We start from the raw sequence: 12,045 nt of genomic DNA on the forward strand, positions 1-12,045 counted from the left end.
TTACCCTCTGACCTGCGGCTGTAGGCGTGAATCCGCCAGCTTGCGGGCCAGTTTGCCGATATTACCCGCGCCCTGAACCATCACGAGGTCCCCATCTTGCAGCGCCGGTGCCAACAATTCAGGTAAACTCTCTATATCCGGCACTAAAATCGGATCAATCTTACCTCTTCCGCGAATTGTACGGCATAAAGAGCGGCTATCTGCCCCTGGAATAGGCGTTTCTCCTGCCGAATAAACGTCCAGCATCAGTAACACGTCCACCTGAGACAGCACGTGCGCGAAGTCGTCGTACAAATCACGCGTACGCGTATAGCGGTGAGGCTGGAAAATCATCACCAGCCTTTTTTCCGGCCAGCCCGCCCGCGCCGCTTTGATCGTAGCGTCCACTTCGGTGGGATGATGGCCATAGTCATCCACCAACATGACCGCGCCGCTTTTACCGTTCACCGGCTCCAGAGAATATTCGCCCAGGAAGTCGAAACGGCGGCCGGTGCCTTCGAAACGCTCGAGCGCCCGCAGGATCGCGTCGTCTTCAATACCTTCTTCTGATGCGATAGCAACCGCCGCCGCCGCGTTCAACGCATTGTGGCGACCCGGCGCATTCAGGGTTACGTGCAGCAGTGGTTTCCCCTGACGCTCCAATGTAAAGTGGCCCTGCGCCCCCACCTGACGGTAGCTGGCGATACGCACATCGGCATCGTCGCAGAATCCGTACGTCGTCACGTGGCGTCCCACACGCGGCAGCAGTTCGCGAACAACCTGATCGTCCAGACACATCACCGCGTGCCCATAAAACGGCAGGTTGTGCAGAAAGTTGATAAACGTCTGCTTCAGGTTCTCGAAATCGCCCTGATACGTATCCATATGATCGGCTTCGATATTGGTCACAATCGCCGCCATCGGCTGTAGATGCAGGAAAGACGCATCGCTTTCATCCGCTTCTGCGATCAGGTAGCGACTGGATCCCAGTCGCGCATGCGTACCCGCCGCTTTTACCAGCCCGCCATTGACGAATGTGGGGTCCAGCCCGGCTTCCGCATAAATACTGGTGACAATCGCCGTCGTCGTTGTTTTGCCGTGCGTACCCGCGACCGCGATGCCGTGACGAAAGCGCATCAGTTCCGCCAGCATTTCCGCTCGACGAATCACCGGGATACGCGCTTCCTTCGCGGCGATGATTTCCGGGTTGTCGCCGGAAATGGCGGTGGATACAACCACCACGCTCGCGCCATTCACATTTTCTGGACGATGGTGGAAATAGATCTGCGCGCCCAGGTCGCTCAACTGCTGCGTGACCGCATTCGGCGCCAGATCGGAGCCGCTAATCTCATAGCCTTCATTAACCAGAACTTCGGCGATACCGCCCATGCCGGCACCACCGATGCCAACAAAGTGGATGTGCCGGACACGGTGCATCTCGGGCACGATTGAACGCAGTTTCGCCAGTTGTTGTGTATTCACTTTTACCTATCGCTACCTATTTGATCGCCGTCCTGTGTCCAGCGATGTCATGATTAATGTTGAACCGCCGCCACGACTTCAGCCGCAACGCGCGCGGTCGCATCAGGAATGGCGACCGTTTGGGCCTTTTCGGCCATGTCGCGCAGCGTAGCGCGGTCCCAGCCGCCCAATACATCGCTGACGGCGTCAACGCTGATATCGGCCTGCTCGATAATTTTGGCCGCGCCTGCCCGTTCCAACGGCAACGCGTTCCAATACTGCTGCCGATCCTTATGCTGGAACGGCACGAAAAGCGCCGGCAAGCCGGCGGCGGCGATCTCACTGACCGTCAGCGCCCCGGAGCGGCAAACGACGACGTCGGCCCAGGCATATGCCGCCGCCATATCATCGATAAACTCGACGACGTTGTGCTGCGGTTGTCCGGCTATTGCGTATGCGGCCTGAACGTCAGCCTGCGCGCCTTTGCCGGTCTGATGCCAAATCGTGATTCTGTCGCCCAGCGTAGCGGCCACGCCTGGCAACGTCTGGTTCAAGACCCGAGCGCCCTGACTGCCGCCGATAACCAGCACACGGATAGGCCCGCACCGCTCCGCCAGACGCTCCGCCGGAGACGGCAGCGCCAACACGTCGGTCCGCACCGGATTTCCGACGACGGGCGCTTTGGGAAACGCGCCCGGAAATGCCTGCAAGACCGTTTTTGCAATACGCGACAACCAGCGATTAGTCAGCCCGGCGATGCCGTTCTGTTCATGCAACACCACCGGAATACCACACAGCCACGCCGCCAAGCCGCCGGGACCGGAAACATAACCGCCCATACCTAGTACGACGTCCGGCTGGTACTCGCGCATGATCGCCCGCGCCTGACGCACCGCGCGGAAAATACGCAGCGGCGCGCAAATCAGCGCTTTTAACCCTTTTCCGCGCAGGCCAGAAATGCGGATAAAATCAATTTCAATACCGTGCCTGGGCACCAAATCGGCTTCCATACGGTCAGCGGTGCCTAACCAGCGCACTTGCCATCCCTGCGCCATCAGATGATGCGCCACGGCCAGTCCAGGGAACACATGCCCCCCAGTTCCGCCCGCCATCACCATCAGACGCTTGCCTTCGCCACTCATCGGGCACTCCTCGTAAACGCCTGCGCTTTCGTCAGGCGCGTCTCATAATCTATGCGTAACAGCAGTACGATGGCGGTCGACATAATCAACAGACTGGACCCCCCGTAACTGACCAGCGGCAGGGTTAACCCTTTGGTCGGCAACATGCCCGCCGCGGCTCCTACATTGACCAATGTTTGGAAACTGAACCAAATGCCGATGGAACACGCCAGAAACCCTGAAAAGCGCTGATCAATCTGCAGCGCGCGCCGTCCAATCGACATCGCCCGAAAGGCGACGAAGAATATCATTAACAACGCCAAAACCACACCGATATAGCCCAGTTCTTCGCCTAAAATGGAGAAAATAAAGTCAGTGTGCGCTTCCGGCAGATATTCCAGTTTTTGAATCGAATTTCCCAGTCCTTGCCCCCATATTTCGCCTCGTCCGAATGCCATCAACGACTGCGTCAACTGATAGCCGCTGCCGAACGGATCATCCCAGGGATTCCAGAAAGATGTCACGCGGCGAATACGGTACGGTTCCGCAATTATCAGCAGACAGACCGCGAAGATGCCGCTGCCGATAATCGCCAGAAACTGCCAGAGTTTGGCGCCCGCCAGGAACAGCATGGCCAGCGTCGTGATGAACAACACGACCACCGTGCCGAGGTCAGGCTGCGCCAGCAGCAGCACCGCCAGCACCACCATCACACCCATCGGTTTGCAGAATCCCCAGAAATTGTTTCGTACCTCTTCCACTTTGCGCACCATGTAGCTGGAGAGGTAGCAAAACAGCGCCAGCTTCGACAGTTCGGCTGGCTGGATGCGCAACGGCCCCAGCGATATCCAACGGGACGCCCCGTTGACCGAACTCCCCACCACCAGCACAACCAGCAGCAAAACCATCGCCACCAGCAGCAAAAGCGGGCTGTAGCGTTGCCACACGCCCATCGGCACCCGCATGGTGATCAGCGACAAACCAAAGGCCAACGCAAGATAAAGCCCGTCGCGCTTGGCGAACAAGAACGGGTCGCCAGCCAGACGCTGACCCACTGGCATGGAAGCGGATGTCACCATCACGAAACCGATGACTGCCAGTCCGAGCGTCAGCCACAGCAGCGTACGATCGTATAGCACGGCGCTGAGGTTATCGCTTTCGCGCGTTCCCATGACCCAGCGTCTCAATCGTTCCACTATCGCCGCCATTCGCATCAGCCCAGTTCCTCCGCCAAACGTGCAAATTCATCGCCGCGCTGCTCAAAACTGCGGAACTGATCCAGACTCGCACAGGCCGGGGACAGCAACACTGCGTCTCCCGGGCGGACCTGCTGGGAAATCTGCGTCATCGCCTGCGCCATCGTCTCGGTACGCAGGGCGATATCCGGGCGCAGCGCCGCCAACAGATCGCCATCGCGACCAAAACAGTACAGCCGCACGTTATCGCCCTGAAGATAAGGCTTCAGCGGGGAGAAGTCGGCGGACTTACCGTCTCCGCCCAGCAGCAGATGCAGCGTGCCGTCGATGTGCAGCCCGCTCAACGCCGCCTCGGTGCTGCCGACGTTGGTCGCCTTCGAGTCGTTGATCCAACGCACATCGTTGCGATCCAGCACCAGTTGGAAACGATGCGCCAGACCGGTGAAGTCGGTGAGCGCCGCCAGCGCCGAAGCGCGCGGAATACCCACCGTATCGGCCAGCGCCAGCGCGGCAAGCGCGTTGGTATAGTTGTGCTGACCGACCAATTTGATTTCGCGCGTATTGATCACGCGCTCTCCATTAACCCGCAGCCAGGTTTCGCCCTGCTGCCGATTCAGGTGATAGTTGCCCACATCGACGCCGAAGCTCAGGCAGCGATCGTCGGCGCCGCGCACCGGCATGGTCAGCGCATCATCGGCATTCACCACGCAGACGGCGGCGTTTTCGTAGATACGCAGTTTGGCGGCACGGTACTGTTGCAGCCCCAGCGGATAACGATTGGAATGATCTTCCGTGACGTTCAGAATGGTGGCCGCCGCCGCGTGCAGGCTAGAGGTCGTTTCCAACTGGAAGCTGGAAAGCTCCAGTACATAGAGCTGACACTCCTGCTTGAGCAGCTCCAGCGCCGGAACGCCGATGTTGCCGCCGACGCCCACCGACCAACCGGCCGCACGCGCCATTTCCCCCATGAGCGTGGTGACGGTGCTTTTACCGTTCGACCCCGTGATCGCGACGATGGGCGCCTGCGCCTCGCGGCAAAACAGCTCGATATCGCCAACAATCTCAATACCTGCGTCTGCGGCGCTGCATAATGCGGGCGTCGCCAGAGCAATGCCGGGGCTGGCCACGATCAGGTCGGCGTCCATGAGCCACTCGTCCCTTAATCCGCCTACGTAGCGCTCGACCTGTTCAGGTAGTTTATCCAGACCGGGCGGACTGACACGGGTATCCACCACACGAGGCGTCACCCCGCGCGTGAGGAAGAAATCAACACAGGATAGCCCGGTCAGGCCCAACCCGATAATGACGACTTTTTTACCCTGATAGTCCATGTCGTTACCGTACCTTCAGTGTGACCAGTCCAATGAGCACCAGCATCAGAGAAATAATCCAGAATCGCACAATCACGCGCGGTTCCGGCCACCCTTTAAGCTCATAGTGGTGATGTATCGGCGCCATGCGGAAAATCCGCTGGCCGCGCAGCTTAAAGGAGCCAACCTGTAGGATCACCGACAGCGTTTCGACCACGAACACGCCCCCCATGATCACCAGTAAAAATTCCTGACGCAGCAACACGGCGATCGTCCCGAGCGCGCCGCCCAGCGCCAGCGAACCGACGTCGCCCATAAAGACCTGCGCCGGATAGGTGTTGAACCACAGAAACCCAAGCCCCGCGCCGACTATCGCCGTGCATACCACCACCAGTTCGCTGGCATGACGGATGTACGGAATATGCAGATAGTTGGCGAAGTTCATGTTCCCGGTCGCCCACGCCACCAGCCCGAAGCCCGCGGCGACAAACACCGTCGGCATAATCGCCAAGCCATCCAGACCGTCGGTCAGGTTGACGGCGTTGCTGGTGCCGACAATGACGAAGTAAGCCAAAACCACGTACATCAACCCCAGTTGCGGCATGATGTCTTTAAAGAACGGCACGACCAGCTGCGTCGCCGGCGTGTCTTTGCCAATGGCGTACATGGAGAAAGCGACGATCAGCGCCAATAGCGACTGCCAGAAATACTTCCAGCGCGCGATCAGCCCTTTGGTATCTTTGCGCACGACCTTGCGGTAATCGTCCACGAATCCGACGATGCCGTACCCCAGCAGCACCAACAGCACGCACCAGACGTACGGATTCGAAAGATTCACCCATAGCAGTACGGAAATCGTGATCGACGCCAGTATCATCACGCCGCCCATCGTCGGCGTACCGCGTTTGCTGAAGTGCGACTCCGGCCCTTCGCTACGAACGACCTGCCCAATCTGTAAACGCTGCAACCAGGCGATCAAATGAGGCCCCATCCAGAGCGAGATCACTAATGCAGTCAGCAGGCTGACAATGGCTCGAAACGTCAGGTAGGAAAAGACGTTGAAGCCGGAATAAAATTTGACCAGTTGTTCGGCCAGCCACACTAACATGTTGCCTTCTCCTGTAATGCCCGTACTACCTGCTCCATCGCAGCGCTGCGTGAGCCTTTTATTAAAATGGTAATCACTGTGTGTTCCGCCAATAGCGCCCGAAGACGGGCGACCACCGCGGCTTTATCCTGAAAATGTTCGCCCTGACCGCTGGCCTGGCTAATCAATTCGCTTAACGTGCCGACGCTCAGCACGCGGTCGATACCGGCGATCCGCGCGGCCTCGCCGACCTGCCGGTGGCACGCTTCGGCTTCCCGCCCCAACTCCGCCATGTCACCGACGACCAGTACCCGATACCCCGGCATATCCGCCAGTACCTGTACCGCCGCCGTCAGGGAGCCGACGTTGGCGTTGTAACTGTCGTCCAGCACCCGCTGCTCACCGCCCAGAGAGAGCGGGAACAAACGTCCCGGCACCGCCTCAAGCTGCGCCAGTCCAGACTTCACGTCCTTCAGCGATGCACCGACGGACATCGCCAGCGCCGCGGCCGCCAGCGCGTTGGCAACATTATGTTTGCCCGGCAGCGGCAGCATCACCTGAATCTCACCGAACGGGCTGTGCAAGGTGAACGTCGTGCCCTGCGCCGTCACGACGACGTCGCTGGCGAAAAAGTTCACATCCTCTGCGGCTTCCGGCGAAAAGCGCCAGACGGTTTTCTGCGTCAGGGTCGTTTGCCAGTGCGGCCAGTCGTTACTGTCAGCGTTCAGAATAGCGACGCCGTCGGCGGGAAGACCGTTGAAGATCTCGCCTTTGGCCTGCGCGACGCCGGCCAGCGACCCGAACCCTTCCAGATGCGCGGCCGCAATATTGTTGACCAGCGCCGTTTCCGGCCGCGTGAGGTCAGCGGTGTAGGCGATCTCGCCGATGTGGTTCGCGCCCAGTTCAATGACGGCGAAATCGTGTTCCGACGTCAGTCGCAGCAGCGTCAGCGGCACGCCGATGTCGTTGTTCAGATTCCCGGCGGTATAAAGAACGTTGCCGCACTGCCGCAAGATTGCCGCAGTCATCTCTTTGACCGACGTCTTCCCGGACGAACCGGTCAGGGCGACGACGCGAGCCGATGATTGCTGCCGTACCCAGGCAGCCAACGCGCCCAGCGCCAGCCGCGTATCTTTCACGATGAGTTGCGGCGCCGAAACAGGTAAGCGCTTACTCACCAACAGTGCTGCCGCGCCCTGGCTGATCGCATTCTCGGCGTAGTCGTGGGCATCGAATTTCTCACCCTGCAGCGCCACGAACAGGCAGCCATCGGCCAGATGGCGGGTATCCGTCGAGACGGCGTCGATCGCCAGATCGTCCCCTTCCAGACGGGCGTTTAAAACGTTCGCCAATTGGCTAAGCGTTACGCGAATCATGCCACCACTCCCAACAGACGCGCGACCGTCAGACGGTCGGAGTAATCCAGCCGTTGATTGCCCACGATCTGATAATCTTCGTGACCTTTACCGGCCACCAGCACCACGTCATCCGGCCCCGCGTGCATCACCGCACTGCTGACCGCCGCCGTCCGACCTTCAATCGTCTGAACACGGCCGGCGTCCATCAGGCCGCTGAGGATGTCTTTGACGATAGCCTGCGGCGCTTCGCTGCGCGGGTTGTCGTCCGTCACGATGACCCGGTCGGCCAGCTGTTCCGCTACCGCGCCCATGAGTGGGCGCTTACCTTTGTCACGATCGCCGCCGCAGCCAAACACGCACCAGAGTTGCCCCTGACAGTGCAGTCTCGCGGCCTCCAGCGCCTTTTCCAAAGCATCGGGTGTGTGCGCATAATCCACCACGACGGTCGGTTTGCCTTCGGCGTGGAAGACTTCCATCCTGCCGCACACCGGTTGGATCGACGCGGATGTTTCAGCCAACTGTTCCAGCGGATAGCCCAGCGCCAGCAGCGTCGCCAGCGCCAGCATCATATTGCTGACGTTGAACTCGCCCATCAGGCGACTGTGAACAGTGGTTTGCCCCCAGCTGGAATCCACCTGCGCGGTAAAACCGCTGTCGTGATACTCCACGCTTTTCACTTGCAGCCAACGGCTGCGGCCCTCTGGACGCGACGATCCCAGCGTCACGGCTACCGCGTCAGGAAGCCGGCTCAGCCAGCGTCGACCCACTTCGTCGTCCGCGTTGATGATAGCTTCACCGACCTGATGTTCCGCGAAGAGCGCCCATTTGGCTTCTTCGTAATGCGCCATGTCGCCGTGATAGTCGAGATGGTCGCGGCTCAGATTGGTAAATACGGCGGCGGCGAAGGGCAGCGCGGCAACGCGATGCTGAACCAGTCCGTGGGAAGAAACTTCCATCGCGGCGAACGTTGCGCCCGCATCAGCCAATTGGCTGAGCGTCTGTTGTACGCCGATGGCCGATCCCGTGGTGTTTTCCGCCGGGGCTTCTCGTCCCAGCAAGCCGTTGCCGATAGTGCCCATCACCGCGCTGGTTTCCCCCAGCGCCTGACTCCACTGCGCTAACAGCTGACTGGTGGTCGTTTTGCCGTTGGTGCCGGTCACGCCGACCAGGCGAAGTCTCTCCGCTGGCTGATGGTAGAAACGTCCCGCCAGCGCCGAAAGCCGCTGATTGAGTTCATCCAGATAAATCACCGGTACGCCGTGCTTTTCACACACGGTGCCTTCCGGATTTTCCTCATCCGCCTGGGCAATCACCGCAGCCACGCCTTGAGCGATGGCCTGCGCAATATAGCGTCGCCCGTCGGTCTGGTGTCCGACGATAGCGACAAAGACGTCGCCCGCCGCGGCAATGCGACTGTCCAGCGTCATCTCCCGCAGCGCGCGCTCGGGAGCGTTGGCAACCCACGGCGCCAGCAAATCGTGCAAATTACGATCTGTCACCTGAGCCCTCTTTTCGGTTAATAACGAATTCATTTTTCTCCCCCGTCGCCAGGGCATCCGGCTCGATGTTCATGGTGCGAAGCACGCCGCCCATGATGGCGCCGAATACCGGCGCAGAGACCGCACCGCCGTAGTATTTCCCGGCCTGCGGGTCATTGATGACCACGACCAGCGCAAAGCGGGGATTACTGGCCGGGGCAACACCGGCGGTGTAAGCGATGTATTTGTTGACGTACTTACCGTCCGGCCCGACTTTTTTCGCCGTACCGGTCTTGATCGCGATGCGATAGCCTTTAATTGCCGCTTTTGAGCCGCCGCCGCCCGGCAGCGCGACGCTTTCCATCATGTGCACCACGGTGCGTACGATGTTGTCCGGGAAGATACGTTCTCCCGACACTGGCGGGTCGACTTTGGTAATGGAAAGAGGACGATAGATGCCGAAGCTGCCGATTGTGGCGTACATCCGCGCCAGTTGCAGCGGCGTGACCATCAGACCGTAGCCAAATGAGAAGGTGGCACGCTCGATATCCGCCCAGCGCTGACGATGAGGAAACAGCCCGGAGCTTTCACCGACCAACCCGAGGTTGGTGGGTTTACCCAGCCCAAAACGAGAGTAAGTATCCACTAACACTGAGGAAGGCATTGCCAGCGACAGTCGGGATACGCCGACATTGCTCGATTTCTGAAGCACGCCCGTCAACGTTAGTTCGTTGTAACGCGCCACATCTTTGATTTCGTGTCCGTTGATGTAATAAGGCAGCGTATTCAGAACGCTGTTCTCTTTCACCACGTTGCGCTGTAGCGCGGACATAACCACCATCGGCTTCACCGTGGAACCCGGTTCAAAGATATCGGTAATGGCGCGGTTGCGGATGACGTCGTTGGAGGTGCCGGATAGGTTATTGGGGTTATAAGCCGGGCTATTGGCCATCGCCAGCACTTCGCCGGTGTTGACGTCGACCAACACGGCGGTGCCGGACTCCGCCTTGTTAAAGGCGACCGCGTTATTCAGCTCACGGTACACCAGCGCCTGCAGGCGTTCGTCGATGCTCAGCATCAGGTTGTGCGCGGCCTGACTGTCGACGGAGGAGATATCCTCGATAACGCGCCCAAACCGGTCTTTACGCACGGTGCGCTCGCCCGGTTGGCCGGTCAGCCAGCGGTCGAAACTCTTCTCGATCCCTTCGATTCCCTGTCCGTCGATGTTGGTGAAGCCGATGAGATGAGAGGTCACCGGACCTGACGGGTAGTAGCGACGCGACTCCTGACGCAGATTGATGCCCGGCAGTTTTAGTTTATGAATGTATTCGCCGATGGCGGGGTTTATCTGACGCGCCAGATAAACGAAGCGACCGTTAGGGTTAGCGTTAACCTTAGTGGCGATTTGGTCGAGCGGCATGTCCAGCGCATCGGCCAGCGCTTTCCAGCGCGTATCAAGCGCAATGCCGCCGTGGTCGTTCACTTCCTTGGGATCGGCCCAGATGGCATTGACCGGGACACTGACCGCCAACGGACGGCCCGCGCGATCGCTAATCATCCCACGCGCGGTCGGAACTTCCTGCACACGCAGGGAGCGCATGTCGCCTTCACGCACCAGCTTATCTGGCGCAATGACCTGGAGATAGGCGGTGCGCAGCATCAGGCCGATCAGACAGATCAGAATCCCCCCGCAAAGCAACGCAAAACGCCAGCTGACGAAGCTGGCATGTTGTTCCTGACGTTTCAACCTTCCGGTGCGTGCGGGTTTCATTTATTAAGTAATAACCTGTCAGTTCATTGTTTAACCACAATATTTTCCTGCGAAGGATCGACATGGCCCATGTAGAGTTTTTCTATCGCGTTCTGCTCGACACGGCTGTGGTCGCCCAGCGCATTCTCTTCCAGAATCAGGTTGCGCCATTCGATATCCAGCGCGTCACGTTCCAGCAGAAGGCGCTCTCGCTCCGCGGTCAGCAGGCGCGTGCGATGCGCCGTCGTCACCACCAACACGGCCGAAATCAAGACCGCGACCAGCAGCAGCAACGGCAGTTTGCCGTGCCGCAGCAAATCTTCTGCGATAACGCCAGCCAGGGAGTGACGCTCGTGCCCGATCATGAGGACAATCTCTCGGCGAAACGCAATACGGAGCTGCGGGCGCGCGGGTTCTCCGCGACTTCAGCGTCGGACGGCTTCATTTTTCCTGCGATTTTCAGGGTTCTTCCCCCCTGCGCCTGAAGCTGTTCTTCCGTCAACGGCAAACCAGCTGGCACCTGCGGCCCACGGCTGTTGTGGCGGATAAAACGCTTCACGATGCGGTCTTCAAGGGAATGGAAGCTGATCACTGACAGCCGGCCTTCAGGAGCCAGCACATCCAGCGCGCCGTTGAGCGCACGTTCGATCTCTTCGAGTTCGCTGTTGATATAAATACGAATAGCCTGGAAAGAGCGCGTTGCGGGATGTTTATGTTTCTCGCGGATCGGACTGGCGGCGGCAATCAGCTCGGCCAGCTCTTTCGTACGCGTCATCGGTTCGGTCTGATTACGCTCAACAATGGCGCGCGCAATACGGCGTGCGAAACGCTCTTCGCCAAAGGTTTTGAGCACCCAGGCGATATCTTCCGCTTCCGCTTTCATCAACCATTCGGCAGCAGAGACGCCGCGGGTAGGATCCATACGCATGTCGAGCGGGCCGTCGCGCATGAAGGAAAAACCACGCTCCGGATCGTCAAGCTGCGGCGAAGAGACGCCAAGATCCAGCAGTACGCCGTTGATTTTTCCCTTCAGTCCGCGTTCCTCAGCGTATTCAGCGATTGAAGAAAAAGGACCGTGAATGATAGAGAAACGCGCATCGTCAATGTCGCTGGCAGCGGCGATAGCTTGAGGATCGAGATCGATTGCCAGCAGGCGACCCTCCGGCCCCAAATGGGACAGAATCAGACGGGAGTGACCGCCGCGGCCAAACGTACCGTCAATGTAAATACCGTCGCCGCGAATGTTCAGGCCGTTGACGGCCTCATCCAACAGCACGGTCGTGTGTTTAAAAGTTTCTGTCATGA

At 59.3% G+C, this 12,045-nt stretch carries 10 protein-coding genes; all 10 read right to left on the minus strand.

Annotated elements, in window-relative coordinates; translation table 11 throughout:
- The 10 genes from murC to rsmH are packed head-to-tail and all read right to left on the minus strand — an operon-like array spanning window position 1 to window position 12,043.
- Window positions 1–1,461 carry a UDP-N-acetylmuramate--L-alanine ligase gene (gene murC, locus BLU64_RS07610; RefSeq protein WP_074728287.1) on the minus strand — a complete coding sequence of 487 codons (1,461 nt, stop codon included), beginning with the start codon at window positions 1,459–1,461 and terminating at the stop codon, window positions 1–3.
- Between the two features lie 53 nt (window positions 1,462–1,514).
- Window positions 1,515–2,582, minus strand: coding sequence for an undecaprenyldiphospho-muramoylpentapeptide beta-N-acetylglucosaminyltransferase (gene murG, locus BLU64_RS07615; protein WP_026741708.1), 1,068 nt, complete (start codon window positions 2,580–2,582; stop codon window positions 1,515–1,517).
- A complete protein-coding gene (gene ftsW, locus BLU64_RS07620; RefSeq protein ID WP_074728289.1) occupies window positions 2,579–3,775 on the minus strand; it encodes a cell division protein FtsW in 1,197 nt (398 codons plus the stop codon). Before ftsW ends, murG begins: the two co-directional genes overlap by 4 nt.
- Entirely contained in the window at window positions 3,775–5,088 is a 1,314-nt protein-coding gene (murD, locus tag BLU64_RS07625; RefSeq protein WP_026741706.1) for a UDP-N-acetylmuramoyl-L-alanine--D-glutamate ligase, read from the minus strand. The genes ftsW and murD overlap by 1 nt, the downstream gene beginning before the upstream one ends.
- Before the next feature lie 4 nt (window positions 5,089–5,092).
- Complete coding sequence (gene mraY / locus BLU64_RS07630) at window positions 5,093–6,175, minus strand: phospho-N-acetylmuramoyl-pentapeptide-transferase (protein WP_026741705.1); 1,083 nt, start codon at window positions 6,173–6,175, stop codon at window positions 5,093–5,095.
- Complete coding sequence (gene murF, locus BLU64_RS07635; protein ID WP_074728291.1) at window positions 6,169–7,530, minus strand: UDP-N-acetylmuramoyl-tripeptide--D-alanyl-D-alanine ligase; 1,362 nt, start codon at window positions 7,528–7,530, stop codon at window positions 6,169–6,171. The genes mraY and murF overlap by 7 nt, the downstream gene beginning before the upstream one ends.
- Window positions 7,527–9,011: a UDP-N-acetylmuramoyl-L-alanyl-D-glutamate--2,6-diaminopimelate ligase gene (gene murE, locus BLU64_RS07640; protein WP_074728293.1), complete on the minus strand. Its 1,485-nt coding sequence runs from the start codon at window positions 9,009–9,011 to the stop codon at window positions 7,527–7,529. The genes murF and murE overlap by 4 nt, the downstream gene beginning before the upstream one ends.
- Complete coding sequence (locus BLU64_RS07645) at window positions 8,998–10,761, minus strand: peptidoglycan glycosyltransferase FtsI (RefSeq protein ID WP_026741702.1); 1,764 nt, start codon at window positions 10,759–10,761, stop codon at window positions 8,998–9,000. Before BLU64_RS07645 ends, murE begins: the two co-directional genes overlap by 14 nt.
- Before the next feature lie 23 nt (window positions 10,762–10,784).
- Complete coding sequence (ftsL, locus tag BLU64_RS07650; RefSeq protein ID WP_026739107.1) at window positions 10,785–11,105, minus strand: cell division protein FtsL; 321 nt, start codon at window positions 11,103–11,105, stop codon at window positions 10,785–10,787.
- On the minus strand, window positions 11,102–12,043 hold the full coding sequence (gene rsmH / locus BLU64_RS07655; RefSeq protein ID WP_074728295.1) for a 16S rRNA (cytosine(1402)-N(4))-methyltransferase RsmH: 942 nt from the start codon (window positions 12,041–12,043) through the stop codon (window positions 11,102–11,104). The genes ftsL and rsmH overlap by 4 nt, the downstream gene beginning before the upstream one ends.
- Window positions 12,044–12,045: the final 2 nt, after the last annotated feature.

The sequence above is a fragment of the Lonsdalea quercina genome (genome assembly GCF_900107885.1).
Lineage (GTDB): Bacteria > Pseudomonadota > Gammaproteobacteria > Enterobacterales > Enterobacteriaceae > Lonsdalea > Lonsdalea quercina.